Raw genomic sequence first — 17,528 nt, 5'->3', positions numbered from 1 at the left:
CGCACCGCACCCGCGGCGCGGTTGTGGCGGGCCGGGCACGTGAGGTGCCGGCGCACCGGCTCGGCGCGCCGCTCACTCACCCTCGACCCGCATGATGCTGGCCACGCCCCGAACGGTGTCCAGGCCGCGCAGCGCCTCGACCGTCGCGCTGAGCGCCGCGTCGGGGGCCCGGTGGGTGACCACGACGAGCCAGGCACCGTCGTGCGGGCCCTCCTTGCCCTTCTGCCGCACGGTGTCGATGGAGACGCCGTGCTCGGCGAAGACGGTTGCCACCTGCGCCAGCACGCCCGGTTTGTCGGCCACGTCCAGGCTGATGTGATACCGGGTGACCACTTCCCCCATCGGGGAAACCGGCAGCTGCGCGTACGCGGACTCGCCCGGCCCCCTGCCGCCGTTCAGCTTGTTGCGGCAGGCGGCCACCAGGTCGCCGAGGACGGCCGAGGCGGTGGGCGAGCCGCCGGCGCCCGGCCCGTAGAACATCAGCTGCCCGGCCGCCTCCGACTCGACGAAGACCGCGTTGTACGCCTCACGGACGGAGGCCAGCGGGTGGCTCAGCGGGAGCATCGCGGGGTGCACGCGGGCGGTCACCGAGCGCCCGTCGGCCGCCCGCTCGCAGATGGCCAGCAGTTTGACGGTGCAGCCCATGCGTTTCGCGGAGGCGATGTCGGCCGCCGTCACATCGGCCAGGCCCTCGCGGTGCACGTCGTCCAGGCGCACCCGGGTGTGGAAGGCGATGCCCGCCAGGATGGCCGCCTTGGCCGCCGCGTCGAAGCCCTCCACGTCGGCGGTCGGGTCGGCCTCGGCGTAACCGAGCGCGGTGGCCTCGTCCAGGGCCTCGCTGTAGCCGGCGCCGGTGGACTCCATCCGGTCGAGGATGAAGTTCGTGGTGCCGTTGACGATGCCCAGGACCCGGTTGACCTTGTCCCCGGCCAGGGACTCGCGCAGCGGCCTGACCAGCGGGATCGCGGCGGCGACTGCCGCCTCGTAGTACAGGTCGGCGCCGTGCTTCTCGGCCGCCTCGTGCAGGGTGGCGCCGTCCTCGGCCAGCAGCGCCTTGTTCGCGGTCACGACGCTGGCGCCGTGCTCGAACGCGGAGGTGATCAGGGAGCGGGCGGGCTCGATGCCGCCGATGACCTCCACCGCCACGTCGATGTCGTCGCGGGCGGCCAGCGCCGCGGCGTCGGTGGTGATCAGCGACGGGTCGATGCCCGCGCGGACCCGGTCGGGACGGCGGACGGCGACCCCGGCCAGTTCGACCGGGGCGCCGATGCGCTGGGCGAGGTCCTCGGCGTGCGTCGTCATGATGCGTGCCACCTCTGAGCCGACGACCCCACAGCCCAGCAGCGCCACCTTCAGCGGACGCGTACGCATCATCTGACCTCTTTTTCCGTCTGTCCCGTCACAGGTACTGGTGCCTCAAGTCTCACGTACCGGAACGGAGATTCCACGCCGGGTCCAGTATGTGGGACATATATCTCGCTAGCCGACATCGAGCCGCAGGAGATCTTCCTCCGTCTCACGCCGCACGATGGTGCGCGCCTCCCCGTCCCGCACGGCGATCACCGGCGGGCGCAGCGCATGGTTGTAGTTGCTCGCCATCGACCGGCAGTACGCACCGGTGGCGGGCACGGCCAGCAGATCACCCGGCGCCAGGTCCGCCGGCAGGAACGCGTCCCGCACCACGATGTCGCCGCTCTCGCAGTGCTTGCCGACCACCCGGCTGAGCATCGGCTCCGCCTCGGAGGCCCGCGACGCCAGCGTCACGCTGTACTCCGCGTCGTACAGCGCGGTGCGGATGTTGTCCGACATCCCGCCGTCCACGCTCACATACGTACGCAGCCCCTCCAGCTCCTTGACCGTGCCGACCTCGTACAGCGTGAAAGCCGTCGGCCCCACGATCGCGCGCCCCGGCTCCACCGACAGCCGCGGCACCGCCAGCCCCGCCGCCTCGCACTCGCGGGTGACGATGTCCCCGAGCGCCTTGGCGATCTCGTGCGGCTCCCGCGGGTCGTCCTCGGAGGTGTAGGCGATGCCCAGGCCGCCGCCCAGGTCGATCTCCGGCAGCTCCACCCCGTGCTCGTCCCGGACCTCCGTGAGCAGACCCACCACGCGGCGGGCCGAGACCTCGAAGCCGGCCATGTCGAAGATCTGCGAGCCGATGTGCGAGTGGATGCCCGTCAGCTCCAGGCTCTCCAGCCCCAGCACCCGGCGCACCGCCTCGGCGGCCTGCCCGCCCGCCAGCGCGAGACCGAACTTCTGGTCCTCGTGCGCGGTCGCGATGAACTCGTGCGTGTGCGCCTCGACGCCCACGGTGACCCGGATCTGCACCGGCTGCCGCCGCCCGAGCCGCCGCGCGACGTGCGCGACACGGGCGATCTCCTGGAACGAGTCGACCACGATGCGGCCCACCCCCGCCTCCACGGCACGGGTGATCTCGTCCATCGACTTGTTGTTCCCATGCAGCGCGATGCGCTCGGGCGGCATCCCGGCGGCCAGCGCGGTCGCCAGCTCGCCGCCGGAGCACACGTCGAGGTTCAGGCCCTCCTCGTGCAGCCAGCGCACGACGGCGCGCGAGAGGAACGCCTTCCCGGCGTAGAACACGTCGGCGTCCGGTCCGAACGCCTCCCGCCAAGCCCGGCAGCGGGCCCGGAAGTCGTTCTCGTCCATGACGTACGCGGGGGTACCGAACTCCTCGGCGAGCCGGCGGACGTCCATGCCGCCGACACTGAGCGCACCCTCCGCGGTGCGCTCGACGGTCTGCGCCCACACGCGCGGGTCGAGTGAGTTGAGGTCGGACGGCGGCGGTGTGTAGTGACCCTCCGGGAGGACGTCACCGTGGCGGGGTCCTGCGGGGTGTGCGGAACGGCTCATGATCTTGGAGTCCCTGGTCCCTGTCGCTTCGAGTCGCTATAGATGAGCGGGTGCGGTCACGCCGAGCTGGGACAGGCCGCCGGCCAGCACCGCTCCGGCAGCCTCGGCGAGGGCCAGCCGGCCGCGGTGGGCGGCCCCGGGTTTCTCCCCGCCGCGCGGCAGCGGCTCACACGTCTCCTGGAACGCCCCGAAGGCGCCCGCCACCGCGTCCAGATGCCGCGCCAGCGCGCCCGGCTCCGTGACCCGGTCCCGGTCGGCGCACAGGGCCAGCAGCCGCGCCCCGGCCGCCGGCAGCGGATCGACGCACTCCGCGGCGGGCCGCACCCCCAAACGACGGCCGTTGCGCAGCAGCGCACAGGCCCGCGCATGGGCGAACTGCACACGGAAGAGGGAACTGGACCGCTCAGTACGGACAGCGAGCGCGGCCGGGCTCTCCCCGGTCACCGACGCCCAGCGGGCGATGTCCGGCCCGGGATCGTCGCACGGCGCCCAGCCGGGCTCCCCCGCGGGATCACCGGCCGCGGCCGGCCGCCGGGCGACGAGACCGCGCACCAGCGCGGCACGCGCCTGCGACGTCAAAGTCACGTTGACGAACCCGCCGCCGACCACCCGCGCTTCCGCGACCTGCGGAACGTCCGCAACCAGCCGCTCGCACAGCACCTCGGCGACCTCACGCGGAGACCGCCCGCAGCGCTTGCCGACCTGGAAGGCGACACCCGTCGCGTAGTCCCCGCCTCCCCGCCGCGGCGGCGAGGCGACCACGACCCGCTCCGGAACGTGACCGTGCACCCCCCGCTGGGTGAGATGACCGGAAGCCCCCTCGCCGGGGCACGCGTCACGCGCGCCCTCGGTGCGGTCGGAGAGCGCGCTGCACAGCACATGCCGGATGGTGCGCGCCAGCTGGGCGGGGGTCACAGAGCAAGCGTATGGGAGGCGGGGTGGGTCGACGCGAACCGGTTTCGCCACCTGGAACGCCGCGCCGTATCGCACCAGGGGCGCTCCCGGAGACACACGGTCACACAGAGCACCCGCCCCCTGCCCTACGGCAACAGAGGGCAGCGAAACCATCGCCGACAGCCCGGAAAACACACCCTGCGCCGCCGGAGCAGCCGACAAGAGGTGACGTATTCCACAACACCCCGCCGACACCTCGCACCCGGTCGCGAACCGAAACGACACAGAACTACGGCTCGACAACCTCCGAGACCGGCCCGAAGGACCCGTCCCCCTCTCCCTCCGCGGCACCGGCACGCCCATGCATCAGCCGACGCACCATCCGCACCAGATCGACGGGCTCGAACGGCTTCGCCAGGAAGGCGTCCACCCCTCTCCCGTCCCCCACGACACCCTCGCCCTCCAGCTCGGTGCACGCACTCACGAGCGCCAGCGGCAGGTGCCGCGTACGCGGATCGGCCCGCAGCCGCTCCGCCGTACGCACCCCGTCCAGACGCGGCATCACCGCATCGAGCGTCACGACATCGGGCCTCACACGATGCACCACATCCAGGCACTCGGCACCGTCGACGGCGGTCACCACCTCGAAGCCCTCCAGCTCGAGGTTGACCCTGATCAACTGCCGGATGACGCTGCTGTCGTCGACGACAAGCACCCGGCCGGACATACCTGGCACACCCAGAAGCGTAGGCGCGCCCCTCCACCTGCGTCCGGGTTTTCCCTCTTTTCCACCGCCCCCGCTACCCCCTCCCCCGACCCGTTCCGACCCACCCCCGATGACCTGGTAGTGTTCTACCTGTCGCCGAAACGGACGGCACGCCCCCGTAGCTCAGGGGATAGAGCAACGGCCTCCGGAGCCGTGTGCGCAGGTTCGAATCCTGCCGGGGGTACTTCGACCGAAGTACTGAAACGCCTCGCGACCAGCTTGGATGCTGGTGCGGGGCGTTTGTCGTTGTGCAGCGGCATGCGGCTCTGCGCCGCTGTTTGTCGGTGGTCGCGGCGTATTCGCGGGATGGATTCGGTCCCGTTTCCGCAGGTCAGGGCCAACGCATGAGAAGGCCCCCGGGATGACTCCCAGGGGCCTGACTGTAGTCGTTCAGCTTTCAGTTCTCAGTCGGTCTCGCTCTCGTCCTCGGCCTCGGGACCGTCGCCCCAGAGGGCGTCGATCCGTTGGTTGGCTACGTGCTGCCGACCGTCGAGGCACTTCGCGTAGCGGGTCAGCAACACGTCGACGCTGTTGCCCGCGCGCTCCGCGACCTCAGCCGGATCGACTCCCGCGTTCAGCCAGGAGGACAGGGCAGCGTGCCGCAGGTCGTACGGCGTACCGGCGAGCGGTGAGGCAACCTGTTCCGGGGTGAGGGCCAGGGCGCGCGCTTCCTCCCAGGTACGGGAGTACGACGACGAGCCGATGACGCCGCCCCGCTCGTTGGAGAACAGCCGGCCGTCTTCGGCCGTGCCGAACTCCTCCACGTGCTGGCGGACGATGCGCACGAGTTGGGGCGGCACCGGCACGGGCCGGACTTCGTCCTGCGAACGGTTCTTGAGCCCTCGGTGATCATGGACCTTGCCGGTCCCGGTCCACCGCTTCCCCACCGTGGGACGCGTATTGTGCAGGATGAACCGTCCCCACCCCTTCTCCGGCAGTTCGCAGTCCTGAAGGCGAAGCCCAACCGCTTCCGCCGGACGCAGCCCGCCGTAGTACATGCAGGCGAAAAGCGCGACCATCCGACGCCCCCGCGCCCGCTTGTAGAGCCCCACGTACGACAGCGCGGTCAGCAGCTCACGAGCCTGTACGGGATTGATCACGACCCGGCGATCGACCTCTTTGGCGAGCTTCGGTGGCTTCCACTGCACCGACGCCACCGGATTCTCATTCAGCTCCCCGACCTCGACCGCGTACCGGAGAACGTTGGACAGCACCGCACGCTTACGCCGTACCGTCTCCGGCGCGGCCGGAGTGCCGTCCAGCTTCAGCGTGAGCGCGTTGAGAACGCTGCGCATCACAGCCGGATTCTTCAGATCAGCAAGCGGCAGCGATGCCTTGGCCACCCAGGCGAGGGCGTTGCTCACCTTGGCCGGTGGTTCTTCCTTGTCCTCGGCCGGCGAGTGCACGAACGCCCAGCCCCGCAGCGCCTTGGGCAGCACCGAGTCCGCAGGTCGACCGGACTTCTTGCTCACAAGGACCGTGCTCACCAGTGTCAGCGTCTCGTTCATGCTGTCGCGCGAGTTGGGCGCGGCGTGCGGCCACTTCATCGCGAGGTACTTCAGCGCGAACTCGTACCAGGTGAGGGAGGGGGCAGCTTCGACCAACGAGTCCGGCAGACCGGACTGCGTGTCGAACCCTTCCCCTGCCCGAGACGCCTTGACGAGGCTGGCCCGGAAGCTGTCGGCCAGCGCCTTGGTGCGGAATGTCTTCGAAAACGGTTTCCCGGCCACCTTCCACCGCACCTCGTAGGAGGGCCGCTTGCTCGACTTGTTCCGCCGGATCTCCCAGACCCGCACGTCTTGCGATTTCATACGACCTCCTCCTCACGACGCCGGAGCCATGCAGTGAATTCGCTGCGCCAGACGCGGATCTCACCGTTCGGCAACTTGAGCGAGGCAGGGCCACGTCCCACCTCGCGCCATCGGTAGAAGGTGCGTCGGGAAACACCGCCCAGTTCGGCGAGAACCTGCGGAACGGTCATCAGCTCATCAGTTGCCATGTCCGTCACCGCCCTCTCGGACAGAGGCCGCAAGGAGAGCTGCCTCCGGGCTATAGCCGCGCCCGGCGTACCGCCACTGGCCGACGAGGACCGTGTTCCGGTCGTCCAGGCCGAGCGCCGAGCGCTGTTCGCTCGCGCGGTGCTCCGCGCGGGCCGAGCGCAGTGCGCCGAGGGTGGTGGAGTAGTGGCGGGACTTGGTCGAGAAGTGGCCCCGGTAGCCGAGCATGTGTGCCCAGCGACGCAACCTCAGCCCTTCGAATGAGGGCAGCGCGCCGAGCCACCAGCAGGTACCGATCATGCGGAGCACGTGATCCCGCACGGGCAGCGTGGCCAGGTCCTTGCCGTGCCGGATACGCCCGTCGACGGCCCCGGCCGACTCGGCTCCCTTGGTGGCGTACTTGGCGATGTAGCCCGCGACTGCCGACGAGGACAGCCCGTCCGCCGAGTCGGCCACCGGAACGGTCCTCACGTCCACCTGAGAGCCGAACCGCAGGACACGCGAGCCGACGACGTCAGCACCGTAGCCGACCACCCGCACCCGGCCGACCGCTTCTCGCACCGCGTCCGCCAGAAGACCCGACGTTGCCCAGGGAGGAGGCGTCTCCCCCGGCCCGGCAGGACCGTCGAGACGAACGACGGCATGAAAGTGCACGAGGCCCCGCCGCTGATACTCCGCCACCTTGGCGTACGAGAGCCGTACCGCGTCCGCCAGCGCCGTACGGGACAGTCCCGCGCGCCGAGCCAGCACGCGACGCAGCTCCAGCGTGAAGCGGTGCCACAGCTCACCGGATTGCGCCTGCCAGAGCACGGCGCCGGCATAGTCGTAGCAGCGCGGACACAGCGGCTCACCGAGTCGCGGATCGTCCGCCGCATGCCGCGTACGGCACCCGACGGGAGCGCCATGCGGGCAGCACTCCCCCACCTTCCGCGGACGGCAGGCCAGCACCCGGCCGCCCCGCTCCCGCCGCGAGTGGACGGGCCGAAGCTCGGAGCGGTGAAAGTGGCGAATACCCGAGGATGCCCGCTCACCGTCTCCGCCACTGACTTACCGCCGACCAGTCCCGCCCGGATGAGCTGATATGTGTCCGCCCGGTAGAGCCGAGCGCAGGTCGGACAGACCGTCGCCCGACGATTGCCGCACGCGACCAGGAGCCGACCACCGAGAGCTTCCGAGGTGTACGAGTGAAGCGCCAGCGCCGTAGCAACGTCCACATACGCGGCGGAGCCGACGAGGTGAACGGGATTGGTGCAGCCGCCAAGGCGGAGAACACTCCGCCGCCAGCCACCGAAGTCCGACCGCCCAGCACGCTCGATGAGCGCCCCGAGGGCCTTACTGGCCTCAGTCATCGGCCACCCCCGAATGCCTGCCGCATCACTGCGGCGATGGCCTCGGACGGCGTCTTCGCCGAGAAGCGCAGACTCGGGTCGGTCAACCAGAGCGAGGCAGCGTGCGCGGGGCACACGCGCCACTCAGTGCCCTCCCGGTCAGTCAGGACCACCTGTTCGCGCCCCCGGCACGTTCGGTAATCGTCTTCCTTCAGGTCGCACCAAGGGCGGCGCGACGGTTTGCGCGATCGATGCGCAGCGGACAAAGTGAGACTGCTCCTTTCACTGCTGACGTAGCGGATGGAGTGGGTTCCTGACGGGGTCGGGTTTGGCGACTTCGCGCCCCGTCGGGAGCCGTTTTTCACGGAGATCATTTGGGCGACTTCTCCCTTCAGCTCAGTTCGCTGAGGAGCCCGCCGAGGCCCTCCAGGACCCCTCGAACGACAGGTCCGGCGCCGGTCTCGGCCAGCAGAAAGCCGAAGGTCGAACAGATCAGCACTTCGGCCCACCGGAAGTACCGGATGCGCAGCAGGAACCAGATCAGGAGGCCGAGCAGCACCACGGCGGATACGGAAAGGATCACGGAGTTCCACCCCCTCTCTCACTCGTTCTCGTCGCCGTCGAGTCGTTCGAGCCGCACGCTGGGAACGTCTCCCGCCGAGGTTCCACCCCCTGCTGTGACCAGCTCCGGCACGTAAGGCGTGAGGTGGGCGGACTCGGCAGCTATGCGTTCCGCCTCGGCTTCCGACACCAAGTGGGACCGGGCACGGTCCCAACCGTCGGCCGAGGCGAGCACCGCCGTACCGGCCTGTTCGGGCGTGATCGACTGCGCCGCGTGCAGCGCATCCGGGTTGAGGTCACCGAGCGCCATTTCCGCCGTACCGGGGTCGGCCACCCGGTGACAGACGCGGCCGGCCAGCTGGGCACGGAGGGCCGTAACGCCGGGCCCGAGATCCGACCCGACCCGTTGCCCGGCGACGACGAGAAACACGCCGAGTGCCGCGCCGAGTTGAGCCAGCCGGATGAGAGCCGTACTCGCCGCTTGTGCTTCTTCTTTTTCGTGGCGGCTGGCGACCAGGAACAGCTCCGCAAGCTCGTCCACGATCACGACGATCGGCACGGGCCGTTCGTCCTCCGGCAGTCCCCAAACGTTCCGGACTCGGGCAGCGCGGCAGACCGTCATCCGGTCCAAGGTCAGGTCGACCAGGGCGCCGAGGAGCTTGACCGTCTGTGCCCGGCTGGTCGCCAGCGCGGACAGCCGCGGACCGTAGAGCGAGAGTTCCATCCCGCCCTTGCAGTCGATGCCGACCAGCGCGACGGGTTGCCGGGCGAGACCCGCAACGAGGGCGTTGATCAGCGTCGACTTGCCCGAGCGCGTTGCCCCGACAATCAGCCAGTGCGGCACTTCCCGAAGGTCGATGACCCACTGGGCACCGGTCTCCAGCGCCCCAACCACGACGCGGAGCAGCCGACCCGCGCCACGCTGCTTCGGAATCTGCGGCGCCTTCAGCGGGTCAGTGGCCGAAGCCACTACCCGCACGACGCCCGGCTTCCAGGCAGTCACGCGCACGGCATGCACTCCCCAGTAGTGCGCCATGGCAGCAGCCGCCTTGACGAAATCCTCCGGCACCTGCCCCGGCAGCAGCCGGATGAGGAACCAGAAGCCGCCCCGAGTCGGCCGTGTGAGTCCCCGACGAGGCACACGAGGTTGCGGCGGAGACGCACCGTTGCCGACCAGCCCGCAGCCGGCCATCAACGGCCGCCAGGTGCGTGCAACCCGTATGCACGCGACCGGGAACCCGAGGCACACCCACCAGACAACCGGGTAGCGGCGGCGCAGCGCCGGGCCCGCCAGAAGCAGACCCGACACCAGCACTGCGACCACCACGAGCGTGCAGCTCGACGAGGCGGACCCCGCCGAATTCGGGGCGGCCAGGGCGATCACTGTCCGGTCCCCTTCCCGGGTGCCGTCGCCGAAGAGCCGGACGGGGACGAGGCTGCCGGAGCCGTGAGGGGCTTGATCTCGGTGGCGCGGAACGAGACGCCGTGCCGCCCCTCGTTCTCCCACGGCGTGGCCACCAGGTCCCGGACCTGAACGGGCACCCCGTTCTGTACGCCCGACGGCTCCCCCGGTACGTTCACCGTGACGACGTCGGCCGACCTCCCGGACATGAGGCAGAGGCCCACCTGATAGACGGTCTGGCCAGTGTCCCGGTCGACGCGAACCTGTCCGGTCTCCCGGTTGGCTATGCGCGGCGTAGGGGCTACGGCGCAGATGATCCCCGTGAACTTCGCCGTATCGATCGGTAGAGCTACCACTGTCTGAACTCCTTGTCTGTCGCACCGAAGGCCCTTCCTTCGTGCTGCTTTACAGCCCGTACTACGGGCTGCGGAGAGTCCAGAGTGACCAGCCGTAGTACGGGTTGTCAACCGTGTTGGGATGAGAGAGGCTGTCCCCGTTCGGGGACGACTCGTCTCCGGGGTGAGACAACAGAGCCTTGACCAGCGATTCAGGGGAGCCAGATGCCGTCGCAGAGGGCCAGCGATAAGCAGAAGCAGCCCAAGTACCGCCAGATCGCGGACTACTTGCGTGCCGGCATCATGGACGGCACCTACCCGTCGGGGCAGCCACTGCCCTCAGAGGAGACCCTGGCGAAGCAGTTCAGCGTCACGCGGCCGACGGTGCGCCAGGGCATCGCAGAGCTACGAGCCTCCGGGCTAGTCGAAGTCATGGCCGGCCGAGGCGGCTTCGTCCGCTCCCCCCACAGCCGCCCCAGCCTCACCCGCCCGCGCGGGGTACGCCGCGAGCCGGACGGCCGCTATGTCGAGGCCGACGGCATCCGCTGGACCAACGCCGAAGAGCCCACGGCCACCCGCACGGACACCCCCGTCGCACTGGCGGACCTTCTCCGCGTGCCACCGGGCGAGCCACTGTTCACGTACGGCGTGCTCCAGACCGCCGAGGGCAGCCCCCTCCGCCAGCTCCACCGCACATACGTGCCGTTCTCCGTACTGGTCGGCACCAAGTTCGAAGAAGAGCCCCCGCCTCCGGCGACCGAGCTGTACGAAGCCCTGTCAGCCCTAGGCCACGAACTCCACTTCACCGAGCACGTCCGCACCCGCATGCCCCTGCCAGATCAGGCGGAAGCGCTGCGCCTACCGGATGGCGTTCCGCTCCTCCAACTCCTTCGAGTTACACGGAACTCCGACGGCCGACCGCTCGCCCTGGAAGAGTTGCACCTACCAGGCAACGACTTGGAGCTGACGTACCCTCTCTGACCGAGTGTGGCTCAGACTTTCTCTACGTTTTCGAGGCGGCTCGCTCCGCTCCCCGCACGCGGCCCGGCCCCCGGGCCGACACCCGCACCGTGCGCATAGCAAGCAGCCACCTGACGCCAGAGAAGGGGTACGTCGTGGCTGGGGCGGCTGGCTCCACGGCTTTAGGCAGCCACTTTGGGGCGAGCCTCCACGATCATGGCCCCAACGTCGTGCTTTACCGGGAGGTCCACAGACTGCCCGACGCGCCACAGGCTTATTGAGCCATGATCGCTCGTCGCAAAGCAACTCCAGCCCCGAGCCGCTCCGCCAACCTAAGGCGTCCCACCACTCCGGAGAGGGGCCCATCGAACCATCGAGTCCCAGGATCGCAATACGTCCACGACCACATTCATGCCGTAGGAATCTGCTGGCCCCAAGACGCTCGTCAGGATAAGAAGCACCCCTTCACACTGCTCCGCGAGCGCTACGAACTGGCTCGTCGCTGGAGCCCCCCAAACTTGCTGCGGAACCGCCACCGCAACCTCGCCTTCCCCGACGAAACTCCACGCGAGGGAATCAGGGTTCTTCGGTGGGATACCGGACCACAGCGCACGCATGTTCAAAGACGAACTCAAGACCGACTGCGGGCCATACTGACTAGTCGCTGTCCAGACTTGGTCACCGGCATCTATGAACTGGGCTACCTCAAGTGCAGGGTTAACAATCAGGGCAGGTATGGGGCGGGCAGATCCTCCACTCATCACAACAGGAGCACTCATCGACTTCCAAGTGATACCGGAATCCTTCGCAACCGATATCAACGCAGAGTCATTCCATTGTGGAAACCTGCACAACCCGAAGTGAAACAGCCGCGCATCAGCCCTAGTGTACGAGTCATCGACGTAAAGGGCCGGAACTCCTTCTCCTAGCGGGTAACCGCAGTCAAGGCAGTCACCCGCCCAGAGCAGCTGCATGAGGGAACGCACCTCTTCGCCGCCGACACGGTCGAGCGTATCGTGACTAACCGCAAGGCGTTTCAGCCCCCGTGAACTTTCTGATGCCTCAACGATGGCCCATTCCACCTCGTACCCGCTGTTGCGGGCACGCTGCCACCACTCACTACCCTCATCCACTTTACCGAAAGAGTGGGCTATTACGCCGGCCATCACAGCCCCAAGCGGGTCTCCCAAGTATCCCTTTTTTTGAGCAGCCTGATAAGCCTTTGCAAGGTACTCATTAGCTGACTCATGGTTCTTCTTTCGCAGCATAACGCCAGCGTACGAAAGTGTCGCAATCGGAATATCCCCATCTGCCGCAACCCGCAGAGCGTCTACCGATTCATCTGACTGCCATTTATTTCTCAGCCAATCTGAATAATGAAGAGCACTACCCGGGTCACCCTCTTCAGTCCCCCGCTTCCAAAGCGTCACTGCTTTCTCTTGATCTCCCAGCCTTTCGTAGACTGCCCCCAAAGACCCGATCGCCCGCAGCTCCCCACGCTCAATCGCTAGCATGTACCAATCACGAGCGTCATCAAGGTCACCTAGGAGGGCAGCCAAGGCTCCCAGATTGTGAGTGCCTGTCGAATCTCCGAGATTGTGAGCACGCTGAAAGAAACCGCTGGCGTCCGGGTACTTTTCTTCAAATACCGCAAGCGCGCCAAGGAGGTTCAAACCCTCAGGGTCATCCGTTTCCGAAAGAGGAATGAGTACATTTTTTGCCACGTCTAGTCGATTGGCGCTGCGGGCCACCATAGCTACTACGGCACGGCGAGAGTCGTCCACTATGCGAAGAGCTTCATCCCAGACCAGGTCTGGAAGATCGCCAGGACGGGAGCGACGTGCAGCATCGGATACCAGGTAGTCGAACGGTTTCCACCTACCTCCTTTGCCCGGAACCAGAGGGCTGGTGACTCCCAGCACAACATCACTCGCCCACTTCCAGGCTTCGTCGAGGCGTTCCGGCCTGAGCGTCGGACCGCCAGCCTGCTTAAGGTAGTGGTCATGCAGGCGTTCCAAGGCTTCAGGCGGAAATGAAGAGCCTACACCTGTACGCGTCAAATCTACCGCCGCAGCGACGAGCGCCGCACCGCGCGGATTGCCGCCCACCCTGGAAGCAGAACGCCACAGCTTGAGCACCTGGGGCCCCGCCGCCAGGTACTCCGCTACTCCGTAGGAATTATCAGATTCTAGAGCGCTGACTATTCGCGGATCTTCGCTGGCAGAAGCTCTCTGCCGGTCTCCGTGATCCCAGATGCGCTCAATAGTTATATGACGAGAGGTTCGGATTACTCGCGCTGGAAACGCAGGCAGTCGAGCATCAGTTCCTCCACTTGCAAACTTACCGCTTTGGCCATCTGTGTAATGCTGGTAGAACTCCGTTCGGATAGTAGCAAGCACAACAACCTGCAGATCGCTAAGCCTGTCGAGCAACGAGGGAGTCAATCCATCGGATCTGAGATAATCCTGCAGATCGTCAAGCCATATAACTTGGTTCCTGCCGTGCAGAGAGTTCAGTACATGCGAGATATCGGCGTCGGGATCAGGTTTATAGACAAACCAGTCTCGCAACTTTCGATGCATCGCTTCGAATAGCGCTCGCGTCTTGCCCGCCGCTGAATCACCCGACAAGAGAAGCATTCCACCCTCTTGCGCCAGCGACTCAATATGATGGTCCAGCTGCCCGTCGACACCCCGCGGAATGTACTCCACGACATCTAGATATCCGGGCGAGTCTGGAGCTCGATGCACACCGAAGCTAATCGGATTTGTCTCGGATACTACCTGCCACTGAATCTCTGCCGCACTCTGAGAATCGCGACTAGGTGACAGCGTACGCTTTGCGACGTCAACCAGTTCTATCGACTGGCCAGTGATTCCCTGGACCGTTGCCCTAAAGCCTTGATCCTCGAATAGCGTTGAGATGGGGACTGCCTCGACGCGGGCATGCCCCCATTGCACCGGGTCCCCAGAGACCACGCCAATCAAGAAGTCGCCTATGAAGAGAGCAGCTCCAGACATGCCTTGCCATGGAGATCGTGAGGCGTCGTCTGTCTTAGGCGGTGCCGAGTGCGCACTGTCCAGAACGTACCGGCTTCGCAAAATGGAAGAGCCGGGCTTGAGAGTTCCTACGATCTGTTCAGTGTCTGGTCTCTTTCCTTCACGCAGTGACACACGCGGATACCCGATCGCCTCACAGCCGCTCCAGGACGAGAGGTCAGTTACCCTTCCCCATTTGACGTCGGATACCCGACACTTCGACACATCCGCTACTAGGTCATCGTCTGCTTCGAGGAGTGCCGCATCACATATGTCATCGTGACGACGCCAAACTATGCGACAAAGGCGCTTGCCTGCACCGCCAGGAACCGCGACACGAGCAGTAACGCTCGTATCGAATAGGTGAGCTGATGTGAGAACCAAGCGAGGGTTAAGCAGGAAGCCACTGCCTTGACGTTCGGCTTGGACAATCGCCAATCTCTCGGCGGATCGTGCACTCACCTGTTAGTTACCTCGCAAGTCGCGCCTCCGAAGTCACCCATATCAACCTCAGCCGCGTTTCCGATTTCTACCGGCGTTCCATCAGTGGAATGTTTCGGCTTGAGCTTCACTGATACTTTATGAACGGAGGATTTTGCTGCGCTAGCTTGGAGGTCACTCGAAATTACCCACGCTTTGAAGCCAGCTTTGGCGCTCGCATCACGACGAAGCTCGACCGTGAACTCTAGGCTGATTTCTTCTACTTCGAATCGAATATTCTGCCCGCTTGATGAATCTGCAGACGAGATCAGTTGATCTCGCAATCCCTGCACTGCAGCAGTGAGTTCGACGTTTTCCAAGGCACCCTGCATCGCTTACACCCCCGTCTCTCCTCCAACTGTCAACACCGCCATAGTGGCAACGATCCTTCTCCAACGGTAAGGACAATGACTCATCCTGGCTCAAAAACGACGCTGATGCTCGGCCAGGCCAACCGTGCGAGCCGCTGAAGAGCACCCCTCGCTGCTGTTCGTCTCAGTTCCCGCCTCATCCAGTTTCGTTCGGCCGCGTACACAGCGGTACGACGGCCTCGACCCGGCGCTGTCGGGTCATCAGCATGTACGCGGGTGGGGCTTCGCAACGCAGTTGCTGTGCTGTACAGCAGTTCCACGCCCGGCAGACCGAGAGCACGTTCAGAGGCCAGCAGGACTGACCAGCAGAAGAGGATGCGGCGGTTCGTGCCGTGGCTCAGCTTGCTGACCACGTGCATTGAGTACGGGGATGGCCCGACAAGCGGACCTGGCGCGACCGACTCCGTCGATGGATGTATCCCGAGTTCTCCTGCTTCGACCGGATGGCTAAGCCGCCGAGACCATGGGTCGACCGGCCAGCCGGCGCCTTCGAGCGAACCGACTAGCGCATCAGAGCGGTGTACTGCGGACCCGACTTGCCGTTCGAGGTCGAGTACGTGGTCTGCGATCCATGCGAGATCGGTTGGGTGGAAGCGCCTCACTCCTATGAGGGATACGAGCGCTGTGGTCTCGCCACAGCGCTCTCCGTTCTTTGCGTCGCGCGTGCCCCAAAGCGCAGTGGCACACGGGAGCCACTTCCGCGAGTCCGAACCCTTCTGGGACTCCGTGAGCGTGGAAGTCCCCGGCGGGTACACCCAGCGGGAGAGGGTGTCATCACGTGGAACCATGGCTAGCCAAGCGAAGGTGATCACGATGGCGCGCCAGCGACGTACCCCAGACGGAGCGAGGGGCCAGCTGCACCCCAGCGGACTAGATGGGCACCAGGCGGAGCGGTGAACCACGGTCAACAGGGGCGCACAACGCCGTCGCCACATGGCGCCTTTAGGCGCTCATCCTTGCAGGTCAAAGCCGCAATGGCGCCCAAAACGATCAGTGATTCCCAAGCTCATAGCTCAGCAAACAAGAAGGTGGCCCGTCGTTCGGCTCGGGCTGCGGCGCTGGGGCGCCGGTCCCGGCCGACGACGAGCCACCTGTCCTGCCTGACGGGCTTGTTCGCCGAACTGTGCTACGCCGCTGAACTGTCAGCGGTGCCCCCGAGTCCAGGCCGGCCGTCGTCCCGCCACGTCATCTCCGCCGTGAGCCCAGTCGTCAGCAAGTCGGCCAGCAGCCGTGCAGCGTCCGGACGTACCGCGCCGAGGGTGACGACGCCGTCCCCGAAGACGTTCACGTCTGCCTTGAGCCCTGGCAGGTCCACCTCCAGGCCGAACGCGCGCAGCATCTCCGCGAGGTCGTCAGCAGCGCGCTTGCCTTCCGCCCAACCGCGTACGTAGGCCACACCGGGAGTGAGGTAGTCCGCAGGTCGAGCACATACGCCCTTGGGGTCCGTCACGTCGTCCACCTCATCCGCTCTGCTCAGTCGTTCCGCTGCTGACGGCCGTTCGTGCCTGTTCCCGGCACCTCGTACGTACTCTCCAGAGCCCTCCGCAGCAGCTCCGTCAGGCGCTCAGCCGTCTCCGGCGAGATACGGCCGAGTTCGATCAGCCCGTGCCCGAAGGCGTTCAGGTCGGCACGCAGGTATGGGAAGTCGCGTTCCATGCCAGCAGCGATCAGTACGTCCCGGAGCTCAGCGACCGCGTCCCGCGCCGCGTACCACCCCTCGCTGTCGAGCGGGGACCAGCTTGCGCCGTCGCCGCTGGGTTCGTGGTCAGCCGGCATGGGTGGCCTCGCCTTTCACGGAGGCAGCCGACTGCTCACGGCCGTACCGGTCCGCCCGAGCCACGACAGACGACGCGGCGACGAACATTGCGGCAAGCGCAGCAATCCGTGAAAGGGACGCCTCCGGTCGCCGCATTGGAGCCCGCAGCCAGATGTATCGATCTCCCGTCAGCGGCATCGGCCCGGGAACGACCACCACAGAGCCCTCTCCCAGGTATCGGTACTCAGGCGCCTCAGCCGCTGACTCCTGCCGGACCATGCGTGCGAACGGATCGTGTGACCAGGTGGGGACGAAGAAGCCGACCTGCTCGGATGCCCGGTCCGCCATCACGGGCCCCAGTGGCATTCCGTGGCGCTGGAGTTGGTCGAACGTCTCCAATCCAACCCGCTGCCCGACCACCACAACGTCGAAGAAGCGCCCAGTCGGAAGTGCGCAGGGGCGCCGAGGGTCAACCGCCCATTGCTCACGGCACTCATCCGGGTCATCGGATGCGCAGGAGATCCACTGAACTCCCCTTCTTGTCATCATCTGCACGTCGAGTCACCTCAGTTGTTCCGAGCCCCAGCCGTTTGACTGCGTTGGAACCACCTTCGGGTGCACGGCCCTGAGCTGGGCAGATGACGAGAGATGACGGGGGATGACGTGTCTTCCGGTCCCGCGTCACCCCGAATCACCTGCCGAAGAAGGTGGCAACCTCCGTATTACGGGCAGACAGCGACGACTTACGTTCCGTAAATTCGGAAGGGTC

At 66.4% G+C, this 17,528-nt stretch carries 15 protein-coding genes, 1 tRNA gene and 1 pseudogene; 2 read left to right on the top strand and 15 right to left on the bottom strand.

All coding sequences use genetic code 11. The annotated features are described in order from the left end of the window. Positions 1 to 72 precede the first annotated feature (72 nt). The 4 genes from IO40_RS0109585 to IO40_RS0109570 form a co-directional block, all read right to left on the bottom strand. Positions 73 to 1,371 (bottom strand): homoserine dehydrogenase, encoded by a 1,299-nt coding sequence (locus IO40_RS0109585; protein ID WP_016469798.1) that lies wholly within the window; start codon positions 1,369 to 1,371, stop codon positions 73 to 75. A 108-nt stretch (positions 1,372 to 1,479) separates the two neighbouring features. Further along, complete coding sequence (gene lysA / locus IO40_RS0109580) at positions 1,480 to 2,871, bottom strand: diaminopimelate decarboxylase (protein WP_031025908.1); 1,392 nt, start codon at positions 2,869 to 2,871, stop codon at positions 1,480 to 1,482. 36 nt (positions 2,872 to 2,907) lie between these two features. Then, positions 2,908 to 3,786, bottom strand: a complete 879-nt coding sequence (locus IO40_RS0109575; RefSeq protein ID WP_234336536.1) for a DALR anticodon-binding domain-containing protein — start codon at positions 3,784 to 3,786, stop codon at positions 2,908 to 2,910. A gap of 268 nt (positions 3,787 to 4,054) precedes the next feature. After that, positions 4,055 to 4,492, bottom strand: coding sequence for a response regulator (locus tag IO40_RS0109570; protein WP_016469795.1), 438 nt, complete (start codon positions 4,490 to 4,492; stop codon positions 4,055 to 4,057). Between the two features lie 151 nt (positions 4,493 to 4,643). Between IO40_RS0109570 and IO40_RS0109565 the strand changes: the two genes are divergently transcribed. Continuing rightward, positions 4,644 to 4,715: transfer RNA gene (locus tag IO40_RS0109565), tRNA-Arg, on the top strand. 220 nt (positions 4,716 to 4,935) lie between these two features. On the opposite strand, the gene IO40_RS0109560 is transcribed toward IO40_RS0109565, so the two are convergent. From IO40_RS0109560 to IO40_RS0109535, 6 genes and pseudogenes are all read right to left on the bottom strand, one after another. Continuing rightward, positions 4,936 to 6,342, bottom strand: coding sequence for a tyrosine-type recombinase/integrase (locus tag IO40_RS0109560; RefSeq protein WP_031175261.1), 1,407 nt, complete (start codon positions 6,340 to 6,342; stop codon positions 4,936 to 4,938). Next, entirely contained in the window at positions 6,339 to 6,530 is a 192-nt protein-coding gene (locus IO40_RS35685; protein WP_078659708.1) for a helix-turn-helix transcriptional regulator, read from the bottom strand. The genes IO40_RS0109560 and IO40_RS35685 overlap by 4 nt, the downstream gene beginning before the upstream one ends. Then, positions 6,520 to 7,877, bottom strand: a pseudogene (locus IO40_RS33375) (replication initiator). Before IO40_RS33375 ends, IO40_RS35685 begins: the two are co-directional and overlap by 11 nt. Positions 7,878 to 8,247: 370 nt before the next feature. After that, positions 8,248 to 8,439 carry a hypothetical protein gene (locus tag IO40_RS0109545; RefSeq protein ID WP_031175260.1) on the bottom strand — a complete coding sequence of 64 codons (192 nt, stop codon included), beginning with the start codon at positions 8,437 to 8,439 and terminating at the stop codon, positions 8,248 to 8,250. A gap of 18 nt (positions 8,440 to 8,457) precedes the next feature. Then, positions 8,458 to 9,801, bottom strand: a complete 1,344-nt coding sequence (locus IO40_RS0109540) for an FtsK/SpoIIIE domain-containing protein (RefSeq protein WP_033228665.1) — start codon at positions 9,799 to 9,801, stop codon at positions 8,458 to 8,460. After that, positions 9,798 to 10,175, bottom strand: a complete 378-nt coding sequence (locus IO40_RS0109535) for an SCO3933 family regulatory protein (RefSeq protein WP_031175258.1) — start codon at positions 10,173 to 10,175, stop codon at positions 9,798 to 9,800. Before IO40_RS0109535 ends, IO40_RS0109540 begins: the two co-directional genes overlap by 4 nt. Positions 10,176 to 10,379: 204 nt before the next feature. Between IO40_RS0109535 and IO40_RS0109530 the strand changes: the two genes are divergently transcribed. Continuing rightward, complete coding sequence (locus IO40_RS0109530) at positions 10,380 to 11,135, top strand: GntR family transcriptional regulator (protein ID WP_031175257.1); 756 nt, start codon at positions 10,380 to 10,382, stop codon at positions 11,133 to 11,135. A 311-nt stretch (positions 11,136 to 11,446) separates the two neighbouring features. On the opposite strand, the gene IO40_RS35680 is transcribed toward IO40_RS0109530, so the two are convergent. The 5 genes from IO40_RS35680 to IO40_RS33365 form a co-directional block, all read right to left on the bottom strand. Next, positions 11,447 to 13,825 carry a tetratricopeptide repeat protein gene (locus tag IO40_RS35680; protein WP_234336541.1) on the bottom strand — a complete coding sequence of 793 codons (2,379 nt, stop codon included), beginning with the start codon at positions 13,823 to 13,825 and terminating at the stop codon, positions 11,447 to 11,449. Positions 13,826 to 14,610: 785 nt separating this feature from the next. Further along, positions 14,611 to 14,964 carry a trypco2 family protein gene (locus IO40_RS35675; protein WP_078659700.1) on the bottom strand — a complete coding sequence of 118 codons (354 nt, stop codon included), beginning with the start codon at positions 14,962 to 14,964 and terminating at the stop codon, positions 14,611 to 14,613. A 1,165-nt stretch (positions 14,965 to 16,129) separates the two neighbouring features. Further along, positions 16,130 to 16,453, bottom strand: a complete 324-nt coding sequence (locus IO40_RS0109525; protein WP_234336535.1) for a hypothetical protein — start codon at positions 16,451 to 16,453, stop codon at positions 16,130 to 16,132. Between the two features lie 23 nt (positions 16,454 to 16,476). Continuing rightward, the gene (locus IO40_RS0109520; RefSeq protein WP_031175255.1) at positions 16,477 to 16,779 is read right to left on the bottom strand and encodes a hypothetical protein; all 303 of its coding nucleotides are present in this window, start codon (positions 16,777 to 16,779) and stop codon (positions 16,477 to 16,479) included. Beyond that, a complete protein-coding gene (locus tag IO40_RS33365) occupies positions 16,769 to 17,305 on the bottom strand; it encodes a bifunctional DNA primase/polymerase (RefSeq protein ID WP_234336538.1) in 537 nt (178 codons plus the stop codon). The genes IO40_RS0109520 and IO40_RS33365 overlap by 11 nt, the downstream gene beginning before the upstream one ends. Between the last annotated feature and the right edge of the window lie 223 nt (positions 17,306 to 17,528).

The organism is Streptomyces albus subsp. albus (genome assembly GCF_000725885.1).
GTDB classification, from domain to species: Bacteria; Actinomycetota; Actinomycetes; order Streptomycetales; family Streptomycetaceae; genus Streptomyces; species Streptomyces albus.
The sequence above is the reverse complement of the archived record's forward strand: the minus strand, read 5'-3'. Positions and strand labels throughout refer to the sequence as shown.